Source organism: Vibrio sp. RE88, assembly GCF_013113835.1.
In the GTDB taxonomy this organism is placed as follows: Bacteria; Pseudomonadota; Gammaproteobacteria; order Enterobacterales; family Vibrionaceae; genus Vibrio.
Genome location: NZ_VTYQ01000005.1, coordinates 413,577 through 437,150, shown reverse-complemented (window position 1 = coordinate 437,150; position 23,574 = coordinate 413,577). Strand labels below are relative to the sequence as shown.

Below are 23,574 nucleotides of genomic sequence, written 5' to 3'. Positions count from 1 at the left end.
CATGCTGGATAAAATGGCCTTTTTTGTATACGTGATTCGAACCGGATCCATCTCCGCCGCATCGCGTCATTTTAATCTCAGTGTTTCCGCTGGCAGCCGTTGGTTGCAAGAGCTCGAAAATCATTTTGGCGTGCCACTTTGCCACCGCTCCAACCGACTTCTTACCGCAACACAGGCAGGCCAGACTCTATTCGATGAGTTTTCACCACTGGTCGATAACGCTGAGCGCATCAGCCGTAAGTTGGAAGACTTTCAGGCCAGCGACAAAGGCCATATCAATATCGCCGTTACACCCGTTTACGCCAATCATTTTCTGATCGATAAAATCGCCGATTACATGACTGAAAACCCAGACGTAACTTTCAACTTGAATGTCACGCCCTGGGCTTTAGATCATGCCAGTGAGTGTGATTTGATGATCAGCGCCAATGCCTCATTTCAGGGGTATCGCGAAAAAGACCTGCTACTTGTGAAGCGTGAAGTGATGCAGTGCCCGTTTATCGTTGTCGCTTCACCAGAATACCTACAGCGCCACGGTGAGCCTCTGCACCCCCAGGATCTCACTCAACATCATTGTTTATTCGCAAGAACATTAACCGGCAGTAACGATTGGATATTCCGACAAGACACAGAAACCTTGCAGATGAAGGTACCGAAAAGTGTCGAAGTCAACGACAGTGACCTTCTCCTGAAAGCGGCGCTCAAAAGTACCGGAATCGCCTATCTTCCCCAGTTTGTTGTCGAAGAAGCAATATCACACAAATCGTTAGTTCCTTTAATGGAAGATTACGAAACCAGTATCTGGAGCCTTAATCTTTATTATCATCCTCCCCAAAAAGCCTCACCACTCGTGACCCGCTTCAAAGATTTTCTGCTCGGGAGTACGGGCTCCTCCCTATAAGGCTTAAGTAAGCGTTATAGATCACCCTAAAAACATTCATGTCAGTAGGATGTTTATTGTACATCTTCGCGTTTTAATCCTTCTGATAACAAAAAAGAGAAGGAATAAACATGAACGCGAGACAAAAAGCTCAACAAGACTTCGACCTCAGTGGCGAGCCGCTTATCGTTGGCGACAAAAGCCGCTGCCCATTGCCACCGGAAGAGCTCATATCACTGACCGATGAGTCACCCTATGTGGTTAAGATTGTAGATTCTGGACTGACCGCTGAGATCTTCCATCTGCGTATCAACGGCCGAGACTACAATATGAAAAAGCGTCGCCCGACCGCCAAGGTGAAAAACTTAGATGGCCAGTATTCATTTTTGAATGAAGTCCAGCGCAGGCAGCGTTTCCAACAATTACGTGAAGACCCGACCACATCCGCTCTGTTTCAGAATATTGTGCCCACTTTGTACGCCGACTATCGCCTTGGGTTTATGATTTCACCTTGGATAGAAGGTGAACATGTGCAGACGCTCACTCCGTCGATCATCAAGCAATTGTTCAATACTCTGGAAGCGTGTGAGCAGCATGGTTTGATGGAATGGGACCTGTGCAGTGGCAACCTGCTAGTGGATAAAGTGGGCAAGCTGTGGCTATTTGATTTTGGCTATATGTACCCGTTTGATCCACTCTCTGAACTCAACAGCAATGGATTGAGCGACCCGCTTTTTCACTTTGTAGAACGCTTTGAAACGCGTTTTTTCTTTGGCTGGTTACTAGAGCAAAATCTTAGCTCGGCACACCAATTATCCCTTTATGAAAGCGTCAAGCAACTCGGGCTTGAAAGCTACCAGCGAAAGATTCAGTGGTTAACCTCACAGGCAGCTTTTCCCGAAGTTATTACTCACTTTCAATCCATTGCTCAGCGCTGGAAAGCAGCATTGGATAACGAACAAGCGCTTAGCCAACAGTTTAGGCTTGAAGCGTTTCGCTCTTACGTTTTGGACATTGAAGACGATTTGCACGGCCAATCTTGTACGCCAGCAACGCTGAAAAAAATCGATGTTGTGCAAAAAGAAGTCGAGCATGGTTATGAGTATCTGGCAGAGCATGGCGGCCTGTTTTATGGCAATGCCGATAAGAGCCAACCAGAGTTATTAGATGACTACGCGAAAAAGTACCAGCTCGCGCTTAACTACCAGATAAAATAATCGGTGAATACCTTGCCCCATCGAATTTATAGTGATGGGGCTGCTTATCCAAGGATTCCATCCCAACACAGTTTTACACCTGACAAAAACAAGAACAGATAGCACAGCTGATAAATGCTTTGCTGGCTGACTCTGTGGAGTAAGAACACCCCCAGCTTGACCCCGACTGGCGCCAGTGGAACCAGCACTAAGGCGGTCAGCAAATTCGTCTTATCAAACTCACCTAGTGCCGCGTAAGGGATCAACTTGAAAAGATTAATAATGGCAAAAAGCACAGCCATTGTTGCAATAAGGCGTACCTTTTCTAACTGTAAAGGCAGAAGATAAATACTTGCTGGCCCACCTCCGGCGTGAATCGCCGTGCTGGAGAAGCCACTCAATGAACTCCAGAACCAAGCACTGACTTTACCCGGTGTTCGAGTAGAAGAACGACCGCCCAACCAGTGTTGCAAACAAAAGCCAAGCGACAGTAACCCAATCGTCAGTTTCAACCCGGTTTCAGGCGTCACACTGAGAAATCCCCACGCCAAACCAACACCCAGAATAGCGCCGGGCAACATTGTCTTGAGTACGGCATAATCGGCATTTCGGTAGTGCTGTTTAACCGCAAACGCATCCATAACCACCAAAATAGGCAGCAATATTGCCGCCGCTTGGGTTGGTGAAATCACCAGGGCCATTAAGGGTACAGCGATGATACCTAAAGCGCCACCTAGCCCGCCCTTGCCAATCCCGTAAATCAATACTGCGGGAATCGCCGTGGCATAAAACCATGGGTCCGTCACTAGCGTCATTCCAATACTCCAGTGTCGATGGCGATACAGGTTTCAACAGCAGAAATAGACATAGAAATGCTCTTATCTCATTAATTTTCAATACATTAATGAGTAAGTCATCAATCAACAGTGAACTGATCCACATTGTTGTTTTGCATATTTGCAAAGTCGCTTTGAATTCCTGGGGATAACACCTTGGTGATGGCTTTCCATAGACTATACCCATCGAATTCAGGCAAAAGGATTGAGAAATGAAACGTGTCTTTATCGTCGCGGCTAAACGTACCCCGATTGGAAGCTTTAATGGTTCGCTAGCGCCACTGTCAGCGGTAGAGCTCGGCGCACATGCTATCCAAAGCGCCATTGCACAAGCTAATCTCTCCGCAGATTTAGTTGACGAAGTCATCATGGGCAATGTTCTGACCGCAGGAACAGGCATGGGACCGGGAAGACAAGCGGCCATCAAAGCGGGCATCCCAGAGTCAGTCCCTGCTTACACCATCAATATGATTTGCGGTAGCGGCCTGAAAGCGGTGATGGATGGTGCCAGCCATATTCGTGCTGGTGATGCAGAAGTGGTCATCGCAGGCGGTATGGAAAGCATGTCTAACGCCGCGTTTATTACTAGCGGGCAGATTCGTCGAGGCTACCGCATGGGCCACCAAAACCTCGAAGATTCAATCATCAAAGATGGCCTGACCGATGCGTTTCATCACTATCACATGGGTATTACAGCAGAAAACGTGGCCAAACACCTCGACATCAGTCGCGAAGCGCAGGATGAGTTTGCCCTGTCCAGCCAAAACAAAGCGGCGGCAGCGATTGAAAAAGGTCACTTTAAGGCCGAGATAGAACCCATCACTGTGACTCAACGCCGCGTGCAGACGGAAGTCTCTCAAGACGAATACCCGAAAGCCAATGCGACAATAGAAGGTCTAGCAAAACTAAGAGCCGCTTTCGATGCAGAAGGGACGGTGACTGCAGGCAACGCTTCAGGGATAAACGATGGTGCTTCAGCCATCATTCTTGTTAACCAAGAAGCACTAGAACGTTACAACCTCAAACCATTAGCTGAAATCGTCGAATATGGTCAGGGGGCGCTGAAACCCGAAGTCATGGGTCTTGGCCCAGTCACTGCAATCAATAATACCCTAGAAAAAGCGCAGCTTAGCCTGAGTGACATCAATGTATTCGAACTCAACGAAGCCTTCGCTGCTCAAGCTTTAGGAGTAATAAAAGAGCTTAGCCACCAGCACAACGTCGAGCCGCAATGGCTACTCGACAACAGCAACCTGAGTGGCGGTGCGATTGCCCTAGGTCACCCCATCGGAGCTTCTGGTAACCGAATTCTCACTACTCTTGTCTATCAACTAGAAAGAAACAACAAGCAAATGGGTTTGGCCTCACTGTGTATCGGCGGCGGTATGGGCGCGGCAGTGATCTTAAAACGTTGTGAGGAACAATAATATGAAGAAACGTATTTCATCCGATCAGATAGGCCAGCACTTGCGCGATGGCATGACGATTATGATCGGCGGCTTTATGGGCACAGGCGCGCCTGAAAAACTCATCGATCTACTGATTGAAAATGATGTCCGTGATATTACCTTGATCAGCACAGATACGGCCTTGCCGGGTATAGGCACCAGTCGCCTGATTGCCGAGCAGCGCGTCTCCAAACTGTACGCTTCACACATTGGACTCAACCCTGAATCTGGTCGGCAGATGAACGATGGCGTACTCGATGTAGAGTTGGTGCCCCAAGGCACACTAGCCGAAAGAATCCGTTGTGGCGGCGCTGGTCTGGGCGGCGTTTTGACGCCAACGGGGTTGGGAACTCTCGTTGCAGAAAGTAAGCAGCTTATTGAAGTGGATGGCCAGCAGTTCCTACTAGAGAAGCCCCTCAAAGCGGATCTTGCCCTGATTCGCGGCTCTAAAGTCGACCTCAGAGGCAATGTGTTCTACAGCAAAACGACCCAGAACTTTAACCCATTAATGGCAACTGCCGCTGAGTGCGTGATTGTCGAGGCTGAACAATTGGTCGAGATTGGGGACATTCAGCCAGAAGCCGTTCATACCCCGAGCTTGTATGTTGATCATATTTTTGTGGGAGAAGCCTGATGAGTCACAGCGAAAAACACCTTATCCGTAAACGTATTGCCTCCCGTGTTGCTCAAGAACTGAAAGACGGAGATATCGTTAACCTTGGTATAGGCTTACCGACTCTGGTTGCCAACGAAGTCGACAAAGACATCGAAATCTTGATGCAAGCAGAGAACGGTCTACTGGGCATTGATGAGCTGGCCGATGAAAGTAATCAAGATCCAGACTTAGTCAACGCCGGCGCACAGCCGATCACCGCAATCGAAGGCGCGTGTTATTTCAATAGTGCTGACTCCTTCGCCATTATCCGAGGCGGACACGTTGATGCGACAGTGCTTGGTGCACTGCAGGTAGACCAGCAAGGTAATCTGGCTAACTGGATTATTCCGGGAAAAATGGTTCCGGGAATGGGTGGCGCAATGGATTTGGTTGTCGGTGCGAAAAAGGTCATTGTGGCAATGGAACACACAGCAAAAGGCAAACCTAAGCTTTTGAAGCACTGCACCCTACCGCTCACTGCGATGAATCAGGTCAATTTGATTGTGACCGAGCTGGGTGTCTTTACCATCACACCACAAGGTATTGAAATCATTGAAATAGCTCCAGACACTGACTTGGATTATGTGCAGTCAGTAACAGCAGCCGAGCTAATCGTCTCCCCTAACCTCAAAGCCATGCCTTGCTAAACGATCAAAAACGGGAATAGCACTTCCATGCTACTCCCGTTCACTCTCTTTTGAATCTAGGGCTAGATCAGAACTTAATATTCATACCAGCAAAGACCACATCGGATTCAAAATCATCAGCCAAAACAAACTTTCGGTACTCTAGGTTCAGGCCAACAGTACTAAAAAAAATCAGTTCAGTACCCGCTCCATAGTATGGATGTAATCCGGTGTGAGAATCGGTTCGCTCCGTTCCACCTGAAGGCGTATACGTTTTCTCAACATCAGAATAGTTCGCGCCACCGACAACATAGAGATTGAGGAAAGAGACAGGCGACACGCCTGCTTTCAAGCCCGCAAAGCCAGTAGAGTATTTCACTTCTTGCTTGGTCGTCCCCAAAACGGTTGTGACGATGTTGCTTGTCATACCATCAACCGCGGCATATCCGATCTCCGCAGCGAAGTTGGGGTGGAATTGATACGCGTAATCAATTTTGCCCGCAAAACCCGAGTCACTCCAGCCATTAGGGCCATCCGTACTACCGCCCCCAATGCCAAAGCCGATTTGATGATTCCCCGCGAACGCCGTTGAAGACAGCAATAATGGCAAGAGTAAAAGCGCTTTTTTCATAGTTGAGTATTCACCATAGACACGAAACAGAGCTGGAAAATACGACAACCTTTCAATAAGTTGTATATCGTTTTTGTAAGGCTTTGTCAGAAGAGTGTATAACGGAAAGGATGTTAGTTAATGGCGGAAGAATACCGACAATTTCATCCAGTCTGGATGAAATTGTCGGTTGAAAAGAGGTTGGTTCAACTTTAAATAGACTCTTGTATTTCAGTCGAGAGTTGCTGAAGACCTTCAGTTAACGCTTCAACCAGCGCATCATAGCCATCCTCTTTTAACGGTATCTCGAAATAGAAACTTTCGTTGCGTTCCAAATTGCCATCGATGTCGGTAATCAACCATTCCCCTGAGACTTCGGCATTGCCTGAAAACGCTCCGTTGAATTGGTGAAAGCGGATCGTTAACTGTGGGCTCAGCTCCGGTTTAAGAAACGAACCCAATTCGACTGGCCAGTAAGGAATGTCTTTCATTCTGAGGTCACTAATCACCCAATAAGTCAGTTGTTGAGACAGGTCTTGTGCCCATTGATGGTTTTTCGCATAAACCACCTGAGTATCTGAAGTGCGATACACAATATGACGCTGATTTAGATAATCGGCCAATTCGGTTTTCACTAGCAATACCGGATAATGGCTTTGAACGATTTGAGACTTATTTTCGGCCAATAAAAGGTAACGCTCTTGGACAGCTCCCATCTCTGAACTGCACCCTGAAACAATCACCAGAAGTAGTAAAATCAATCGTTTCATTAGTTTTTCCCTTTCATTGGTTTAGGATCACTCACTGAGTCCTCTCCGAATACTAACGAGTTCGGTTTAACATTAATCTGTTGCAGAACGGGCTGAAGTTCTTTCATTGTGTTTTCCAGCTCAATTAGCGCCTTATCAAGATTCTGGTAAACCGTCGAATTTGCACTAAAACCGTCTAGCGTATTCTGTAACTTGTCGAGACTGTCTTTTAACTCCTCTGGTAACGCCTGCGCATCACGTTGAGCAACAATGGCTTCAACGGCATCCATTACCTTTTGAGCGGATGAAAGCGACGTTTCTAGCTGAGACAACGACCTATTTAAAGTCACCACTGTTTCATTCAGGGGTAGCTCATTCACTTTGTTCAGCATGGTCGCAATGCTTGCTTGTATCTCAGCGAGCTCACTCGGGCTATCAGGAAATACGGGATAGTGATCAAACATGGAAGGCTCGTATTCTATAGCTTGCTCGTCGTAGTCAACATCTATGAACAACGCGCCAGTGAGTAAACTTCCCGCACTTAATCTCGCACGTAACCCCTTTTGGAACTCCATCTGAATCTGCTGCATCAACTGTTCGTCGCTTAAGTTATCGCTATCTTCAAAAACGCGCTGCGGTTCAAGCTTAATCAACACAGGGATTTTAGGGATATCAAAGCCATCTTTGATGCTTACACCTCTTAGAGGTACTTTAGACACTGAGCCGATCTTCAACCCACGGAATTCTACCGAGGCGCCTTGGGTTAGCCCTCTCAAGGTTTCGTCAAACATCACAATAAACTCAATGCTTCTATCAAACTGATCTTCTTTCACTGATTGGAAATCTTCATACAAAGTGAATTCTTGATTTTGAGTCGTCACCGTTTGACTAGGTTTAGATCGGTCCAAAACATCGAAGCTCACCCCGCCTCCAATTAGGGCTTCAATAGAGTCAATACGTACATTAAACCCTTGGGCATCCAATCGCAGATCAACGCCGCTATTGAGCCAGAATCGACTGTCTGTTTTGACTAACTCATCAAAAGGCTCAAATATAAACAGCTGATATTTCGCACTTTTCTTTTCGATATCTACTTCAACTTTTTCCACTCTTCCAGCTGTGAATCCCTGATAGATGACAGGATCACCGATATCCAGCTTGCCTGCCAACGGATGGCTTAACACCACTCTAATCCCTTTAGCGTGAGGAGGGGCGACGGGCGGAGTGTCCAATACGACGAACTCATCCTGATCAATCTGTGACTCACCGGGTTGGATCTGAATGTATGAACCAGACAAAAGCGTCTCAAGGCCAGAGATCCCCTCTTTGCCGATTCTCGGTTCAACCACCCAGAACAAAGTGTCACTATGAAGCATCCGCTCTGCATCTTTCGTCATCTGAGCGGTCACCTCAATGTGATCATAACTTTCACCAAACTTCACCGATGTCACGACACCCACACTGACATTTAGAGACTTAATCTCTGTTTTTCCAACTTCAATGCCCGCCGCATCTGACATGATCAACTTTATCTCGGGGCCTTGGCTTTCTACGAATTGGTACAGCATCCATATTCCGATCGCCAGAGCAATCAAAGGGATCAACCAGATCGCAGAAACGTTGGACTCTCGTTCAACATCAGCCTGACTAGAGGCGTTTTCGTTCATTTTAAATCCTTGTTTTTGCAGGCCACAGCATTCTGGAATCAAAAGCCATCGCTGATAGCATGGTGAAAATCACAACAGCGGCAAACGAAACTGACGCTGGCCCAGGGTAAATCGCCATTAAGCTTTGGAGCTGAACTAGTGCAACCAAAATCGCGACAACAAAAATATCTATCATCGACCATCGACCGATAAACTCGGTCACACGATAAAGTTGCTGCTGTTTTAAGGCAGTATGTTCAGAGGAGGCATTTATTCGTTTAGCTATCACAAAAATCCACGCTAAAACGAGCATTTTCGCCAAAGGAATAAACACACTCGCGATAAATATAATGGCGGCTATCGGGTAGGAGCCAAGCTGCCAGAGTAATATGATGCCTCCCATTATTGTGGAGGGTGACTCATTGCCTAAACTCACCGTATACATGATGGGATACAAGTTTGCAGGAAAGTAAAAAACAGCCGACGTCAGCAATAATGCCCAAGCTTTTTGGAGGCTGGCCGCAGGGGCATAATGCACTATGCGAGCGTTACAACGGCAGCATCGAATCGCCGTCATGGCGTTAACTTGGTTACACACTCGGCAACTTGAGTGGTTGCGACTGTGATGGTCATCGCCACTGTCTACATTGTCTATGTGGCGTAGTGGAGACAGACTGTTCCACAGCCAAGACCTGTCGACCAACGATATGCATTTTACCACCAACGCCGTATAACCACAGAATGCCCAGAATGAGTACCCCATGGCGATATCTGCCAAAGCTGCAATTTTAATTAGACTAACAAGCACGCCAATCAGAAAGACGTCTGCCATCAGCCATGGCTCCGCCCAGAATACAATTCGCCCCAAGTATTTAATATGTTTTGGCAGTTCATTGGGCAACCCTTTGCCCTTAAGCGTATAGAGATACAACACCGACATGATGTATATAGCCGGCAATACAAATACAGTGAACAAAAGAATTAACGCGAGAAAACTGTGCTTAAACTTATCCAGCATGGTTACCGTCTGAAGCAGACTTATTTCCTGAGTCACTCCCTGAACACTAAACGACATAAAGGGAAATGAGATACTCAACACGAGCATCATCAAGCAAGCAACGGAATAGGCGGCCAACGTTTGTCTTGGGGATTGAATCGAAGTCGTTAATGTATGATGACAACGAGAGCATTTCGCTTTAAAGCCTTCCTGCATATGAGGAATACTTGATACCAAGCCACACTCTTCACAAGCGATCAAATCGTCTTCTTTCAATTCACACCTCGTATTGGTTCAGTGTCTTTCATCAGATTCTAGCTTGAATGAGAAACGTCATTCATCTAACAAGCTTAGAAACAAACTGTTCGTCACTCAAAAATGCGCACCACCTGTTTCTCAAAGTGGTACGCGATACGTTCAACTTTAGCTAGGTACCTTAACGTTATGGAATAGACGATGAAGAACAGGTACAACGATCAGTGTCAGTATCGTGGCAAACCCAAGTCCGAACATAATGGTCACTGCCATAGGCTTGAAGAAGATATCCGGAAGCAATGGGATCATCCCTAATATCGTCGTAATGGCTGCCATACAAACAGGTCGTACACGGCTTATCGCAGCATCCATGATGGCAGTATAAGGTTCTTTACCTGAGTTCATTTCTATCTCTATTTGATCGAGCAAGACGATGCCATTCTTTAGCAACATTCCGGATAAGCTCAGGAAGCCTAGTAGAGCCATAAAACCAAATGGAGTGTTCAAAACCAGTAACCCTGCCGTTACCCCTATTACAGCTAATGGAACAGTTAGCCAAACAATCAAAGGTTCTTTTACTGAATTAAACAGGAACACAGTGACACAGAACATAAACAGGTAGCCCAGTGGCATTGTGGTAAATAGCGACTCTTGAGCATCAGCAGAAGATTCATATTCACCTCCCCACTCTAGAGCGTAGCCAGGTGGAAGCTTTATCGCTTCAATCTCTGGCATCAGCCGAGCTTGTAACGTCGCGGCAGTTTCTTCACCCAATATGTCGGGATCGGCCATGACGGTTAGCATCCGCTTTCTGTTTTTTCGCATGATGATTGGGTCTTCCCAGACAATGTCATACCCTAAGGTAATCTGTTGTAGAGGGATGTACTCACTCTTTGCTGGGCTCCATATTTTCATCCCTTCGATGCTACGAATGTCCACGCGCTCCTCTTCAGGTAGTCGCGCGACAATTGGCATAAGCGTCGTTCCGTCTCGATAAACGCCCACCGCTTTCCCCGAGAATGACATAGCTAAGAAGTCATCTACATCAGCCTTGGTCACACCAAAACGGCGCGCCTGACCTTCATTAAACTGCGGTTCAATGACTTTGGTGCGCTCTCTCCAGTCATGCCGAATGTTTGTTGCCTCAGAGTCAGCGTGCATGACTGCCATCACCTGAGCAGCAATTGAGCGAAGTACGGTTGGATCTGAGCCTATGATTCGAGCTTCAATTTTCGCTCCACCACCAGGACCAAGCTCTATTTGTTTTAGCTTGTAGTTCACCTGCGGAAAGTGCGCCTCAATATGCGCGCGGAACTTAGCCATTAGACTATGTAACGCTTCATAGCTGGTCGTCCTAGTTGTAATTTCACCATAAGCGGTATAGCTTTTCTCAGGTGAATAGGTCAGCATGAAACGCTGTAACCCCATCCCTGTAGTCGATGTAATATGCTCTACACTTTGCTGTTCACTTAGCCAGTTTTCTAATGCTTTAATCGTTGCATTGGTTGCTCGAATATCGGTTCCTTCTGGCATCCATATGTCCGTTTGGAACATAGGAGTGGTAGAAGAAGGGAAGAAAGCCTGCTTCACTTGAGTAAAGCCATACAAACTCGCAACTAAACCAATAAGCAACACTGCGACCGTCGACCAAGCATGTTTCATTGTTAACGCGAGAAAGTTTTTGTATACAACGAAAATAATCCCGTTGTAAGGATCCTTACCGTCTCCCTCTTCTGAGGTATTTTTCTGTCCTTTAAAGAAAATGTCAGCAAAGAATGGGGTCAGTGAAATCGCCGTGAACCAACTCAGCATGAGTGAAATGAGCAACACCGCAAACAAAGTGCCACAGTATTCACCCGTTGCATCATCAGACAACCCGATAGGCGCAAATGCAGTCACGCCTATAACCGTTGCTCCAAGCAGCGGCCACTTTGTCTGTGTGACGATGTCTGTCGCTGCTTGTAGTCGAGTTCGGCCTTTTTGGGTGCCGATTAATATCCCTTCAACAACAACGATCGCATTGTCGACTAACATACCCAAAGCGATAACTAACGCACCTAACGAAATACGCTGCAGGTCAATCGCCAGATATTGCATAAAGATGAAAGTGCCCAACACCGTTAAAAGCAGAATCAACCCTATTAGTAAGCCAGATCGCAAGCCCATGAAAAACAGCAGTACAATTATTACGATTGCCACAGACTGACCAAGGCTGACTACAAATCCGCTGACTGATTTATCAACTTCTTTCGGCTGACTGTAGATCTCCGCTACCTTCATTCCAATAGGCTGATGAAACTGCAGTTCAGCCATGCGACGATCAAACGCTTCACCAACTTCAACAACATTAACGCCTTTGGCAAATGAAACGCCAACATTCAACGCTAGGTGGCCATTGAAATTGATGATGTTCTCAGGTACTTCAACGTAATCACGCTTGATTTCGGCGACATCACGCAAGTAAATCAAGCCTTGAGCACCGTTTTCTGTGATGATTAAGTTTCCGAGCTGATCCACATCCGAAAACTCACCTGTGGGATGAATTCGGATGTATTCGTTACCAATTCGTACCGCACCTGAATCAGAAACAACGTTTTGTGTCGATAGCAAATTAAAAACGGTATCAGGTGATAACCCAAGGCTACTTAAGCGTTTCATCGATATCTCGATGAATACTTGCTCTTGCTGCTGACCACTTACGGAAACTTTGCTGACACCGTTGACCAACTCAAGTTCACGGCGCAAGTAATCCACATAATCAAGTAACTCTCTGTACGAGTAACCATCCCCAGTAACCGCCAGCAAAATCCCATATACATCGCCAAAATCATCAAACACCTGTGGAGGATAGACTCCAGGTGGAAACTGATTATTTAAGTCGTTCACTTTTCGGCGCAATTCATCCCAGATTTGCGGAAGATCATCGGGTCCATAGTTGTTCTTCATTGTCACTGTGATTTGTGACAACCCACGACTCGACACAGAATTGATCTTGTCAACATAAGTTAATTGTTGAATGGCCTTTTCGAGAGGATACGTCACCTCTTCTTCAACTTGCTGCGGAGTCGCACCCGGGTATGCGGTGACAACCATTGCTTCTTTAATCGTAAATGCAGGGTCTTCTAAACGACCTAAACCGAAAAATGCCGATATTCCACCAATAAGGAAAATCAATGAAATCATCCAACTAATTACACGATTTCGGATGAAGTACGCTGCAATACCTCCAACCTCTTCATTGTTTTGGTTTAGTTTGATCTCCTGACTCATTGACCTGCCCCTCCGGAAATAATGTTCACATGAACTCCTTCAACTAATTTCCCTTTTCCTGCAACTACCACTTTTTCATCTACAGCCAGGCCTTCAAGCACTTGCACGCTATCCATGCCTATTTTCCCGACTACCACTCTTCTTTTGGTCGCTATCTGGGTTTCATCAACAACCCAGACAAATTTGTTTTCGCTTGTCAGCGCATCACCATCAGCGTTAAAGATGGCTTCGATAGGCACACTCACACCTGAGTCGAAATCCAAACCAACATCTGTTTCCTTAGAAGTCACTTCGACGGCCATGCCATCAAGAATGTATTCAGACGCGGGCATTGGCATAGTAAGGGTCACGTTAAACGTACCAGTCTTAGGATCAGGTTCAGTCGTAAACTCTTTTAAAGTAGCGTCGTATTGATTCCCACTTTGTACTCGAACGGTTGCGCTAATATTCTCTAGGCTCTCTCCCGTTGGCTGCTTAACATAAAGCATGTCTGGCAGTTGGATGACAATCTCGACACTTTTAGGACTATGGATATTGAAAACCTGTTGACCGACTTGAACACTCTCGTGTGTTTCGGCGTTAACACGGGAGATGACGCCATCAATAGGGGCAACGAGTTTGGTATAGGACAGATGTAATCTGGCGAGCTCAAGCTGTGCTAAGACAATCTCACGGTTGGCCGCAATTTCATCAAATTGAGATTTGGCAAGCATGCCTCTTTTAACCAAAGGCATAGAACGTTGATATTGGCTATTGAGTACCGAGTACTTTGCTTCAATATTGTCCACTTCTAGTTCGTAGTCAGTTGGATCTATTTCCGCAATGACATCACCCGCTTTGACCTGTTCGCCTTCTTGAACATTTATATGAATTATTTTTCCCGCCAGGCGAAAACTAAGCTTCGCATGCTCTGCTGCTTTGGCAACAGCTGGAAAATAAATACCGTCACTGACGGGCTCGGAGATAGGCAGCACTACCGAAACGTTTGGTCGGCTTTTCTCGAGTTCAATAACAGGTTCACTGCAACCACCAGTTATCAATATTGCACTCAGCGCCGCTGATAACTGGTGCATTTTCGCAATCACTTTAATCATAACCCTCGCTCCTTAACCCAAGGGCGAACTTTAGTTTCAGCGTTGATTTCCTTAACACCTGAGCTAACAATTTGGTCGCCATCTTCTAGTCCCGCGATGACCTTTCCTTCTGAGTTGAGAGTCACCAGTATTTTTTCAACGTCCCCCTGATGTTTCACACGCCACACATAAGTTTCGCCACCTTCTTCAAATAGGGCAGATTGAGGAATAAAGACGTCGGACATTCCGCCCGCCATGACATTAACCATGCCAGCCATCCCAGGAAGAACGCCTGAATCAGTGGGGTAATTCATACTCATCGTCACTTTGAAACTGCCAGTAGCAGGGTCGGCTTCAGTATCAACTTCTTGGAGGTCAAGACGGTACTGTTGATTTGGATATGCGTCGAACACCATGGATGCCGTCATATCAGTTTCGAAGACGAATCGATTAAAAAGATGGGCCGGAAGCTGGAACATCACTTTTAGCAGTCGATTGGATTGAATTCTCATCACAGTCTGGCTTTCAAGCACAAACTCATGTTCATCCGCTGAAATGAGAGAAATAGCACCATCAAATGGCGCTACGATAGAGGTGTATCTCACATTTTCTTTAGCGTGCTGAAGCTGGGCCTTCGCAGCCTTATACTGTGCCATCGCTTGGTCAAGATCTTGTTCGGACACCACTTGGTCTTTATACAATTTCTGACTTCGCTCTAAATGTACACGAGTCAGGTTAAATTCAGCGTTTGCTTGTTTAGCAAGTAACTTATATTCAGCCGAATCAAGCTCTGCAAGTACCTGACTTTGTCGAACAATCTGACCCTCCGCGACGTCAATCGAACGAATTTGCCCAGAAACACGAAAAGAAAGCTCCGCACTGTCGCCTGCTTCTGTAATTGCAGGAAAGCTTCGCTCAAATTGAGCGCCACCTAATGCAACCTTAAACATTTTTACCGGCCTAGATTCAACCGATATTTCCATAGGCTTATCCTGTCCGCAGCCGGACAGCCCCAGCAACAAGGCTAGGAAAGCAATTTTTTTAATCACATCAATATCCACTTATATTTTGAACGAGTATTGCGCAGGTAAAAGAATCATTTATGCACAAAAGTAGTTTGAAATAAGAAGTCAAAACTAATAATTCAAATCAACTCTCATAAATATTTGTTGGCCATAATGGCCATTATTTCTCAGGCCAGACCCGAAACTAAACAATGAATTAGAATGAACGCGAAATCCGAAGTTATATAGGCTATGACTATGGCTTCCGTCTGCTAATATCCCTATGTCTCCATAGGCTTCTACACCTCTAAAGACCCAGATTCGACTACCAACTGCAAATTCAGGAAGATACTTTTCTTTCAGATTGTCTTGTCCCTTCTCCTCAACATTGTGAAGAAATAATCGACCATAAACATCCGATAGCTGGTTGGCTGGCCCGTTGAAACCAATACCACCAGCCAGATCCCAATCACCATCGAACTTGCTTTCAACTAATCCTATGAAATGCATATTTTGTGTGTATTGAAAGGACGCTTCTAAACTTTGCGATGATGGGCTTGCAGATAACCTTAGTGCGGTATAATTGTAATTAAAATTAGAAGCCTGGGCTCCAGAGCTTAATATAGAAAATAATAAAAAAATTCGTACATTTTTCAATTTAAATAATTTCAATATAACCACCTCTATCTAATTAAGTAGAAAAATACGAACTCACTTTCTGCTGAAGTAAAAAGTCAGTTTCAATTACAAGCTCATCATTTCTTGGTAGCAGGCCTACCTTTCACTGTTAATCCAACACACTCCTTATAAAAGATCGCGATTGGTCCTAGATTTCAGGTTCAAACGAGAACACTTACTCAGCCAAACAAAAAGTGACCAACCAGTCACTTTTGTGAAACATAGCACAATAGTGACCACTCAGTCACTATTGTTTACAAATTTTATGCGTTCTTTCTTGCATAGAAGTGAGAAATACTGGCAACAAAGTTGATAAGAAAAGCAAATGGTGTAGTGCGCAGAAGCTTCAAAACCTGTGAGCAAAAGAGCATCAACGGTCGCCGCATTCAGGTTGTATCTCGGAAAGTCGATGTTTGATCCAAACTTCCACTTTTTCGGTTAGGTAACACAGAGTAAACTAGGCATTAATTATTTGGTTTATGAGCATAAAATGACAGCGAAGAGCAGACCTATTAAAGGAAGCAGCCATAAGTCTCCCTCAGTTAGAAAGAGAGAAATTACCGATGCAGCGGCTCTGTGTTTTGGGCATGCCGGCTATTACGCCACTTCTATTGATCAAGTCGCCAAAAAGGCAGGACTCTCCAAGGGAAGTGTCTATCGAGCGTTTGCCAGTAAAGAAGAGCTCCTATTGGCGATATTGGATCACTTTGAAGAAGACATAGACAAAATCATGCTGGAATCGGCTCAATTTGAACTTTCTCCGCTGTCAAAAATAAAGCTCACTATGGAAAAGATCGGCATTTACTTAAAAGACAATGAGCATCTGCTGAGGGTATGGAACGAATTCATGTACCTCGATTTTTCCAGAGGCCAATACGGGAAAATGATGGAAAAAAATCGAGCAATGGTAACGGGGCTTGTCGTCGAAGGAGTAAATGAAGGAGAAATTCGAGATCTTCCCGTTGATGCAGTGGTCGATATTTTGATGAGCTTTTTATTAGGCCTTTTTGAACTGTCAGTAACCTTTGACGATTTTGAGCTTAGTGAGAGGCTTGAAAAGTCTTGGGGAGCGCTGTCAATTATGCTCTTGAATGATCAATAGCTCAACAAGCATCAAATCGCCAGATTAATAAAGTTATCTTTGATAAACAATAACTTAATGTTCTATCTATCTGTAATGGTGACAATTAGATAATTTTATTTATTGAGCTATATTTAAGAATAGTTAATTACAAAGCTATTGCTCTTATGCTCGCACAAACTGCTTTATTATACACTTCAATTACTGTTACCACGTTTGCTTTTTGTGCCGCTTTATTTATCCAAGAACCTGTCGGAGAGCGAAAAGCTAAGCCATTCTACCTTTCTTTTTATCTAATGACGATTATTCTCCTATTCTGGGTTATACGGATACCAGAATTTCAATATATTTATGAATCGATACTTCTTGACATAATTTTTGGCCTTTATATCGTTTCTCTTAGTATAGGGATATCAATTCGATACAAAAGTAAGAATATAGAGAATTTGATATATCTATTATTATCAATGTATATATTATCGTCGGTCTTACTTCACATATGGATTGAAATAAACTATCCAATTAACTTCTTGCTCATGCTCACAGCATCTTGTCTAAACATTTATATGATTTACAACCGAAAGCCAAAACCCAACAAAGCGGATTTTGGCTTAATCATCACTATGTGTTTATGGTTCTTTATGTCAGCGATAGAACTACATCATGCAGACAATGTGAATCCACAAAGTTACTTTTCCAGTGATATGATCATTTTTCAGCTGATGTTTTTTCCAACCAGCATATTCGGTATTACTATTTTTCTTCTAGCCAGTTATTTAATGGACAATAATATCTTGCTAGAGAAGCTCGCAACAAAAGATGAGTTGACCGATATGTTGAATAGGCGAGCTTTATTTGACCAAATATCTTCACAAGTCAATTACTTAAAACGCAAACAATCCAAAGCCTGTGTAATTATTGCCGACATCGATCATTTTAAAAGAGTCAACGACACTTATGGACACGAAGCCGGTGATAAAGTCATCAAAAAATTTGCATCAATCATTAAATCCTCTACAAGAATTTACGATATCTCTTCAAGATACGGTGGAGAAGAGTTTCTTATCTTCTTACCAAACTCCAACCTTGATGTTGCCCAATCCGTCACAGAGCGGATCATAGATGAGACTCGAAACGCTGAAATAACCTATGAAGGCGATGTAATAACCTTTACTGCAAGCTTCGGTATCTGTGAGTATGACTTTGAGCAACTTTCAGATGTTTCTATAGCCAATGCGGATAAAGCGCTCTATCACGCCAAAAACAGCGGACGAAATCAAATGAAGACGTTTCCAATCTCATAATCTTTATCACGATTTGTTTTAGAGATTCTCATTCACGTCAATTTAAACTGTCTCACCAAGGTATTTAAATCGTTCACGATACTAGACAACATCTCACCGCTTTGCATGACGTGATCTGAAGCTGTTCTCACATAAGCAACATTGTCAGTGATGCCGAACAAGCTGGTGTTTATCTCCTCAGACACAGCACTCTCTTCCTGAGTCGAGTTTGCAATTACAATGTTCATGTCATTAATGTGGCCCGCAGATTCGGATATCACAGTTAATGCCGTGTGTATTCGAGCGACACTTTCAACACTACCTTCACTTTTTTCGAGGCTGGAATCTATCGCCACAACGGCTTGTTTGACGTCATGCTGTAGCGCATCAATCATCTTGTGCGTATCTTGCACTGAATTATGCGTTCTTTGGGCTAGGTTACGTACTTCATCCGCCACAACCGCAAAGCCTCTACCCGACTCACCTGCCCTCGCCGCTTCAATCGCTGCATTGAGCGCGAGTAGATTGGTTTGTTCAGCAATTTCTTCAATGACATGGAGTACTTCGCCAATACCATCACTTTTCTTGGCCAATTGACTGATCTTTGCGGAAGCCAGATTTATCTCACTCGCTAGTGATTCAATCGCATCTATCGCAGCTCCTACTGTATGAATACCTTCTTTGGCGCTTTGGTTAGTTTTATCCGCAACGAGCATGGCTTCATTTGTCGTTTGAGCCACTTCAGCGACAGAGCTAGTCATTTGGTTCATAGCCGCAGCAATACTGCCTAACTCAGAATCTACAGACATGACCGTGCTGTTTGTACTCTTGGCCGTAGAGAGACACTGAGAAGCAGCCGCAGATAGCTCAATCGAAGACTCACTGACTTTATTCATTGTGCATTGAATCTTACTAACAAAAACATTGAACGAGCGTGCTAATTGGCCCAACTCATCTTTACGCTGTTCATGAAGCCGAACCGTTAAGTCACCGTCACCCTGCGCAATGTTATCCATATGCTTCACTATCTGGTTTACGGGTGAAACTATCGCTTTAATTAGGCCAGCGATAAAGAGAATAAGTAGTATCACAATGGCTATAATTACGGCCATGGCGAAGTCTCGCTCAGCGTACATCTCGGCAACAATTTCACGCTCCAGCTCTGAAGAAAACTGATGAAGAAGATTTATTGAGACCTCGTATGGCTTTGTCGTAGTGGAAGATGCGGTTTTTGGATCGCTGTTCGCCACTCGATGTACAGCTTTAGCGTATTGATTTCTGTGCACATCAAATTCTTCTAGGGTTCCTTTAGATAGCCCAAACTCGTCAAGAACGTCTATCAAAACTAGGTAGTCTGTGTCGATTTGTTCATTCAATTGACCAAATTGACTCAAGTACTTCGGGTTTTCCGTCGTAAGGTAATCTTTCTCATGATGCCTCATCGTTAGAACCGCGATTTCTAGCTTATCGAGCAGGAGCTCTCCATTTTCCAGTTTGGCTAAATTCCATGTCAGTATGGCCCCAGTACTCGCCACCACTGCAATACTCACTAAGGTCGCTCCTGCTAAAAAATAGAGCTTGTTTTTAATTGAGTTCAACATATTTTCTCGCTCGTCAATGCTTATCAAATCAATAGTGACCACTCAGTCACTTTTATGGCTACTATGCCTATATAAGTTCATTGAGTAAATAGTTGAACGTTCTTTTAAGGGTCGACCTAATAATTGACGCACTTGCTCCGCTCGAATCGCAAATGTAAGCAGCTGGGTGTTTCGATAAGTTCGCACTCACAACCAAGGTTCAACACAAAGCATTTGTGAGATTCACTCAGTTTAAGGCATAGCTATTGTGCTAGCATTTTTTCAACGCAGACAAACAAGGAAGAAGTTATGCACCGCAGTCGGTTAGCAGCAATCGTTATAGATAATGAAGTGGACGACATAGAGCATGCGAATACATTTTGGGAGGGTGCTTTGGGGTTGAGTTGCAAACGCTCAGATGAGCAGTGGGCTGAACGATATTCAAGCCTAGATACCAAGCAAGGCCATCCTCATATCCTGATACAAAAAGTGGATCATCCGAGTCGGCTTCATTTTGATATAGAGACAGATAATATTGAAGCCGAAGTCATTCGCCTTAATGCCTTAGGAGCTACAGTTGTAAAGCGATTCCCACGATGGGTAGTGATGGAAGCACCAACTGGTCATAGGTTTTGTGTTGTGCACCCTCAACGCGAAGACTTTTCAACCGCACTTGATGTCAATCAGTGGGAATAACAAAAATACTATCAATAACCGTCAGATTTCATGCTCCTAGAGCGAAGCTGCTCTGACCTCAACTACCCGATATTCAATATAGTGCGGTATTTGCCTTCAAGTTCTTTCAGGGCAGCTTCTAAAGTGGGTTCTGGTTTGCTCAAGTGAGTAATCAGAGTCATAAAATAGCAGTCCATAATCAGCGGCATTTTCTCTGCCACGTTGGCCGGCAAATTCGAGTTTGCAAACACCGCATCATTATAAGACTGGTAGTAGTCCATATCCCAGACCACTTCTTTAAGCAGCGCTCGGCTCAGGTTCACATTGGAAAAATAGTAACCGTAATACGTTGTCGCAAACTGCATCCCCATTTCCATCGCATCGTTCACAGGGTTGGCCAAGCCTTGTTCAGCAAGCTGAGTTAGCTGGTTTAGCATGCCTTCACGCAATATCGCGAGCTTGTTTTCAAAGTGGCTAAAGACCGTGCCATCTGCCACTCCCGCTTGCCTTGCTATCTGACGCGTAGACGTTTCCTGATACCCCTGCGTTTCAAACAATTTCCATGCCGCGCTAAGAATCCGCTCTCTCGTTTGTTCTCTTTTTCCCATGCTCTTTTCACCCAAAATATTGCTGCCAGATCATACCTCTACCCAGACAAGTTGACAAATTGAGCGCGCTCATTTATTAATTGAGCACGCTCAATTTTGTAATTTGGAAAGACTGCAATGGAAGATAACCTCAAGAAAGTCGTGGCTCTATTAGGCCAGTGGTTGGTATTTATGCCGAGCTTGTTTTGTTTCTCCTACGTATTAAGGCCGATAATGATGGCGCTGTTGATCCCGGGAGGCCTTTTGTTTCTCGCTCTCATTGGAGGCTCGGAAGTAAGAGACGCGTTAAAACAGATGATGCAGGAGGGATGATGAAAACACTCGCAAGCAGTGAGCTCCCAGCACAAAGTGCACTGGTTGGGCGCTTAAAGAAACGGGGCTTTTGTGACGCATTGAGCTTTGAGATCCCAGACCAACAACGCTCCCCCAGTCAGGTTTACGTGGATGTATTTGGCCATCTTCCACACATCGTTGAAACACTGATGGCGCTGAGAAACCGTTTGGTCGCTCCGTTAGGCTTCGCTGCGTCAGCAGAAAGGATGACGTTACAGGTCGAAGATTTACGGCAGGGACAAGGCATCGGATTACATCAAGTCGAATTACTCTCAGAGACAGAGATCATTTGCACCAGTGAGGACAAACATATGCAGGTCTCCCTTTCAGTAGTCAAGCTCGCTCCGGGGCGGTTCACGCTCTCCACTTTAGTCAATACTCGGACATGGATTGGTTACGCGTACTTGTTGGCGATCATTCCTTTTCATAAGTTGATCGCCGCTGCTAGCATTCGCGCAATGCTTAAAAGGGTCAACACTTAGGGTCTGCTTACCCCACTCTCAGGCATTTGAACATAAAAAATCCCAGCGATTTATGCTGGGATTTTTGTAAGTGAGTCGGAGAAGTCACTTATTCCATGGTCGGCATAGTAAAGGCACTCGCATGTTGTTCGAGTCTCACGCCCGTAGGCCAACGGCTTGTTACCGTCTTCATTCGGGTGTAGAAACGAACACCATCATTGCCGTGGACATTGAGTGGGCCAAACACCGAACGCTTCCAGCCGCCGAAGCTGTGGAACGCCATAGGTACTGGAATAGGCACGTTCACTCCAACCATGCCAGCCAGCACGTCTTCACCAAACTGACGAGCCGTTTCACCATCACGGGTAAATATTGCGGTTCCATTGCCGTACTCGTGACGATTGATTAGGTCCAGCGCTGTCTCGTAGTCTTCAACGCGCACTACCGACAAAACGGGACCAAAGATTTCTTCTTTGTAGATCGTCATGTCTGGTGAAACATTGTCGATCAGCGTCGGGCCAACAAAGTAACCTGTTTCGTGTCCTTCCACCACAAAATCACGACCATCAACCACTAGCTTGGCGCCCTGTTGTTCACCTGATGTGATGTAGTCACAAATCTTCGCTTTGTGCGGAGCTGAGATCACAGGCCCCATGTCATTTTCTGGCCCGTCTACGATACCCGGCCCGACACGCATTTGCGCGATCTTCTCTTCGAGCTGAGCAATGAGCTTGTCACCGGTTTCATCGCCGACCACAACCGCCACTGACAACGCCATGCAACGTTCTCCTGCGGCACCAAAGGCCGCCCCCATGATAGCGTTAGCTGCCATATCAAGGTCTGCATCCGGCATTAGCACGCAATGGTTCTTGGCTCCCCCTAATGCCTGACAGCGCTTACCGTGTGCAGAAGCGGTGCTGTAGATATACTCGGCAATTGGCGTCGAACCAACAAAACTGACGGCTTGAACTCTAGGGTCTGTAAGCAGTACGTCCACCGCTTCTTTGTCGCCATTAACAACGTTGAACACCCCGTCAGGCAACCCTGCTTCTTTCAGTAGTTCAGCCATAATCAGGGCCATACTCGGGTCTTTTTCCGATGGCTTAAGGACAAAGGTGTTACCTGTCGCAAGGGCAACTGGGAACATCCACATTGGTACCATAGCTGGGAAATTAAACGGCGTGATACCCGCACACACACCCAGAGGTTGCATCAGTGAGTGGCTGTCGACACCCGTCCCCACGTTGGCTGAATGCTCCCCTTTTTGAAGATGTGGTATGCCACATGCGAACTCAACCACTTCCAGACCACGCGTCACCTCTCCAACAGCGTCTGAATAGACTTTACCGTGCTCGTTGGAGATCACTCGCGCCAAACGATCCATGTTTTGTTCAAGTAATGCTTTGAATTTGAACATCACACGGGCACGTTTGAGAGGCGGTGTCTTCGCCCATAGAGAGAAAGCCCTCTCAGCTACAGCAATCGCTTCTGCGGTTTCCGCAGCTGAACTTAACACGACCTGACGACTTTGTTCGCCCGTCGCGGGGTTAAATACTGGTGCGAAGCGACCAGTATGACTTTCGCTTAGCTGACCATTAATAAAATTCTGAACCGTTTCCATTTATCGAGC

22 protein-coding genes are annotated in these 23,574 nt (G+C 45.3%); 10 read left to right on the top strand and 12 right to left on the bottom strand.

All coding sequences use genetic code 11. From position 1 onward, the window contains the following. Nucleotide 1: 1 nt before the first annotated feature. Together F0265_RS14600 and F0265_RS14595 are read left to right on the top strand one after the other, a co-directional pair. A complete protein-coding gene (locus tag F0265_RS14600) occupies nucleotides 2–901 on the top strand; it encodes a LysR family transcriptional regulator (RefSeq protein WP_171749427.1) in 900 nt (299 codons plus the stop codon). Between the two features lie 110 nt (nucleotides 902–1,011). Then, entirely contained in the window at nucleotides 1,012–2,097 is a 1,086-nt protein-coding gene (locus F0265_RS14595; RefSeq protein ID WP_171749426.1) for an AarF/UbiB family protein, read from the top strand. A gap of 44 nt (nucleotides 2,098–2,141) precedes the next feature. Here the strand turns inward: F0265_RS14595 and F0265_RS14590 are convergent, their stop codons facing one another. Then, on the bottom strand, nucleotides 2,142–2,891 hold the full coding sequence (locus F0265_RS14590; protein WP_171749425.1) for a sulfite exporter TauE/SafE family protein: 750 nt from the start codon (nucleotides 2,889–2,891) through the stop codon (nucleotides 2,142–2,144). Between the two features lie 233 nt (nucleotides 2,892–3,124). Here F0265_RS14590 and F0265_RS14585 point away from each other — a divergent pair, with 233 nt between their 5' ends. The 3 genes from F0265_RS14585 to F0265_RS14575 are packed head-to-tail and all read left to right on the top strand — an operon-like array spanning nucleotide 3,125 to nucleotide 5,662. Next, the gene (locus F0265_RS14585) at nucleotides 3,125–4,339 is read left to right on the top strand and encodes an acetyl-CoA C-acetyltransferase (protein ID WP_171749424.1); all 1,215 of its coding nucleotides are present in this window, start codon (nucleotides 3,125–3,127) and stop codon (nucleotides 4,337–4,339) included. Nucleotide 4,340: 1 nt separating this feature from the next. Next, nucleotides 4,341–4,994 carry a CoA transferase subunit A gene (locus F0265_RS14580; protein ID WP_171749423.1) on the top strand — a complete coding sequence of 218 codons (654 nt, stop codon included), beginning with the start codon at nucleotides 4,341–4,343 and terminating at the stop codon, nucleotides 4,992–4,994. Further along, entirely contained in the window at nucleotides 4,991–5,662 is a 672-nt protein-coding gene (locus F0265_RS14575; RefSeq protein ID WP_095572619.1) for a 3-oxoacid CoA-transferase subunit B, read from the top strand. The genes F0265_RS14580 and F0265_RS14575 overlap by 4 nt, the downstream gene beginning before the upstream one ends. Nucleotides 5,663–5,729: 67 nt before the next feature. Here the strand turns inward: F0265_RS14575 and F0265_RS14570 are convergent, their stop codons facing one another. From F0265_RS14570 to F0265_RS14535, 8 genes are all read right to left on the bottom strand, one after another. Then, a complete protein-coding gene (locus F0265_RS14570; protein WP_171749422.1) occupies nucleotides 5,730–6,272 on the bottom strand; it encodes an outer membrane beta-barrel protein in 543 nt (180 codons plus the stop codon). Nucleotides 6,273–6,463: 191 nt separating this feature from the next. Then, a complete protein-coding gene (locus F0265_RS14565; protein ID WP_038510810.1) occupies nucleotides 6,464–7,021 on the bottom strand; it encodes an ABC-type transport auxiliary lipoprotein family protein in 558 nt (185 codons plus the stop codon). After that, nucleotides 7,021–8,667 (bottom strand): intermembrane transport protein PqiB, encoded by a 1,647-nt coding sequence (pqiB, locus tag F0265_RS14560; RefSeq protein ID WP_171749421.1) that lies wholly within the window; start codon nucleotides 8,665–8,667, stop codon nucleotides 7,021–7,023. The genes F0265_RS14565 and pqiB overlap by 1 nt, the downstream gene beginning before the upstream one ends. A 1-nt stretch (nucleotide 8,668) precedes the next feature. After that, on the bottom strand, nucleotides 8,669–9,919 hold the full coding sequence (locus F0265_RS14555) for a paraquat-inducible protein A (protein WP_171749420.1): 1,251 nt from the start codon (nucleotides 9,917–9,919) through the stop codon (nucleotides 8,669–8,671). Nucleotides 9,920–10,066: 147 nt separating this feature from the next. Next, a complete protein-coding gene (locus tag F0265_RS14550) occupies nucleotides 10,067–13,168 on the bottom strand; it encodes an efflux RND transporter permease subunit (protein WP_171749419.1) in 3,102 nt (1,033 codons plus the stop codon). Further along, the gene (locus F0265_RS14545) at nucleotides 13,165–14,262 is read right to left on the bottom strand and encodes an efflux RND transporter periplasmic adaptor subunit (RefSeq protein WP_301338232.1); all 1,098 of its coding nucleotides are present in this window, start codon (nucleotides 14,260–14,262) and stop codon (nucleotides 13,165–13,167) included. Before F0265_RS14545 ends, F0265_RS14550 begins: the two co-directional genes overlap by 4 nt. Next, the gene (locus F0265_RS14540; protein WP_345775871.1) at nucleotides 14,259–15,290 is read right to left on the bottom strand and encodes an efflux RND transporter periplasmic adaptor subunit; all 1,032 of its coding nucleotides are present in this window, start codon (nucleotides 15,288–15,290) and stop codon (nucleotides 14,259–14,261) included. The genes F0265_RS14545 and F0265_RS14540 overlap by 4 nt, the downstream gene beginning before the upstream one ends. Nucleotides 15,291–15,377: 87 nt before the next feature. Next, entirely contained in the window at nucleotides 15,378–15,917 is a 540-nt protein-coding gene (locus F0265_RS14535) for a hypothetical protein (protein WP_171749418.1), read from the bottom strand. Between the two features lie 496 nt (nucleotides 15,918–16,413). On the opposite strand from F0265_RS14535, the gene F0265_RS14530 reads away from it, so the two are divergent. Next, on the top strand, nucleotides 16,414–17,025 hold the full coding sequence (locus tag F0265_RS14530) for a TetR/AcrR family transcriptional regulator (protein WP_171749417.1): 612 nt from the start codon (nucleotides 16,414–16,416) through the stop codon (nucleotides 17,023–17,025). Between the two features lie 545 nt (nucleotides 17,026–17,570). Then, nucleotides 17,571–18,308, top strand: a complete 738-nt coding sequence (locus tag F0265_RS14525; RefSeq protein WP_171749416.1) for a GGDEF domain-containing protein — start codon at nucleotides 17,571–17,573, stop codon at nucleotides 18,306–18,308. Between the two features lie 32 nt (nucleotides 18,309–18,340). On the opposite strand, the gene F0265_RS14520 is transcribed toward F0265_RS14525, so the two are convergent. Continuing rightward, nucleotides 18,341–19,888, bottom strand: a complete 1,548-nt coding sequence (locus tag F0265_RS14520) for a methyl-accepting chemotaxis protein (protein ID WP_171749415.1) — start codon at nucleotides 19,886–19,888, stop codon at nucleotides 18,341–18,343. A gap of 288 nt (nucleotides 19,889–20,176) precedes the next feature. Between F0265_RS14520 and F0265_RS14515 the strand changes: the two genes are divergently transcribed. Continuing rightward, nucleotides 20,177–20,563 (top strand): VOC family protein, encoded by a 387-nt coding sequence (locus F0265_RS14515; RefSeq protein WP_171749414.1) that lies wholly within the window; start codon nucleotides 20,177–20,179, stop codon nucleotides 20,561–20,563. A gap of 62 nt (nucleotides 20,564–20,625) precedes the next feature. Here the strand turns inward: F0265_RS14515 and F0265_RS14510 are convergent, their stop codons facing one another. Next, nucleotides 20,626–21,150, bottom strand: coding sequence for a TetR/AcrR family transcriptional regulator (locus F0265_RS14510; RefSeq protein ID WP_171749413.1), 525 nt, complete (start codon nucleotides 21,148–21,150; stop codon nucleotides 20,626–20,628). Nucleotides 21,151–21,267: 117 nt separating this feature from the next. Between F0265_RS14510 and F0265_RS14505 the strand changes: the two genes are divergently transcribed. Both F0265_RS14505 and F0265_RS14500 read left to right on the top strand, forming a co-directional pair. Continuing rightward, nucleotides 21,268–21,462, top strand: a complete 195-nt coding sequence (locus tag F0265_RS14505; RefSeq protein WP_171749412.1) for a hypothetical protein — start codon at nucleotides 21,268–21,270, stop codon at nucleotides 21,460–21,462. Further along, a complete protein-coding gene (locus F0265_RS14500; protein ID WP_253809462.1) occupies nucleotides 21,459–21,965 on the top strand; it encodes a DUF2867 domain-containing protein in 507 nt (168 codons plus the stop codon). The genes F0265_RS14505 and F0265_RS14500 overlap by 4 nt, the downstream gene beginning before the upstream one ends. An 88-nt stretch (nucleotides 21,966–22,053) precedes the next feature. On the opposite strand, the gene F0265_RS14495 is transcribed toward F0265_RS14500, so the two are convergent. Beyond that, the gene (locus tag F0265_RS14495; RefSeq protein ID WP_171749411.1) at nucleotides 22,054–23,565 is read right to left on the bottom strand and encodes a CoA-acylating methylmalonate-semialdehyde dehydrogenase; all 1,512 of its coding nucleotides are present in this window, start codon (nucleotides 23,563–23,565) and stop codon (nucleotides 22,054–22,056) included. Nucleotides 23,566–23,574 lie beyond the last annotated feature (9 nt).

Coding starts and splice junctions, on each gene's coding strand:
- F0265_RS14510 (WP_171749413.1), bottom strand. CDS start 21,150: ATGGGAAAAAGAGAACAAACGAGAGAGCGGATTCTTAGCGCGGCATGG.
- F0265_RS14500 (WP_253809462.1), top strand. CDS start 21,459: ATGATGAAAACACTCGCAAGCAGTGAGCTCCCAGCACAAAGTGCACTG.
- F0265_RS14580 (WP_171749423.1), top strand. CDS start 4,341: ATGAAGAAACGTATTTCATCCGATCAGATAGGCCAGCACTTGCGCGAT.
- F0265_RS14545 (WP_301338232.1), bottom strand. CDS start 14,262: ATGATTAAAGTGATTGCGAAAATGCACCAGTTATCAGCGGCGCTGAGT.
- F0265_RS14520 (WP_171749415.1), bottom strand. CDS start 19,888: ATGTTGAACTCAATTAAAAACAAGCTCTATTTTTTAGCAGGAGCGACC.
- F0265_RS14595 (WP_171749426.1), top strand. CDS start 1,012: ATGAACGCGAGACAAAAAGCTCAACAAGACTTCGACCTCAGTGGCGAG.
- pqiB (WP_171749421.1), bottom strand. CDS start 8,667: ATGAACGAAAACGCCTCTAGTCAGGCTGATGTTGAACGAGAGTCCAAC.
- F0265_RS14495 (WP_171749411.1), bottom strand. CDS start 23,565: ATGGAAACGGTTCAGAATTTTATTAATGGTCAGCTAAGCGAAAGTCAT.
- F0265_RS14585 (WP_171749424.1), top strand. CDS start 3,125: ATGAAACGTGTCTTTATCGTCGCGGCTAAACGTACCCCGATTGGAAGC.
- F0265_RS14525 (WP_171749416.1), top strand. CDS start 17,571: ATGATTTACAACCGAAAGCCAAAACCCAACAAAGCGGATTTTGGCTTA.
- F0265_RS14515 (WP_171749414.1), top strand. CDS start 20,177: ATGCACCGCAGTCGGTTAGCAGCAATCGTTATAGATAATGAAGTGGAC.
- F0265_RS14600 (WP_171749427.1), top strand. CDS start 2: ATGCTGGATAAAATGGCCTTTTTTGTATACGTGATTCGAACCGGATCC.
- F0265_RS14570 (WP_171749422.1), bottom strand. CDS start 6,272: ATGAAAAAAGCGCTTTTACTCTTGCCATTATTGCTGTCTTCAACGGCG.
- F0265_RS14590 (WP_171749425.1), bottom strand. CDS start 2,891: ATGACGCTAGTGACGGACCCATGGTTTTATGCCACGGCGATTCCCGCA.
- F0265_RS14550 (WP_171749419.1), bottom strand. CDS start 13,168: ATGAGTCAGGAGATCAAACTAAACCAAAACAATGAAGAGGTTGGAGGT.
- F0265_RS14530 (WP_171749417.1), top strand. CDS start 16,414: ATGACAGCGAAGAGCAGACCTATTAAAGGAAGCAGCCATAAGTCTCCC.
- F0265_RS14565 (WP_038510810.1), bottom strand. CDS start 7,021: ATGAAACGATTGATTTTACTACTTCTGGTGATTGTTTCAGGGTGCAGT.
- F0265_RS14505 (WP_171749412.1), top strand. CDS start 21,268: ATGGAAGATAACCTCAAGAAAGTCGTGGCTCTATTAGGCCAGTGGTTG.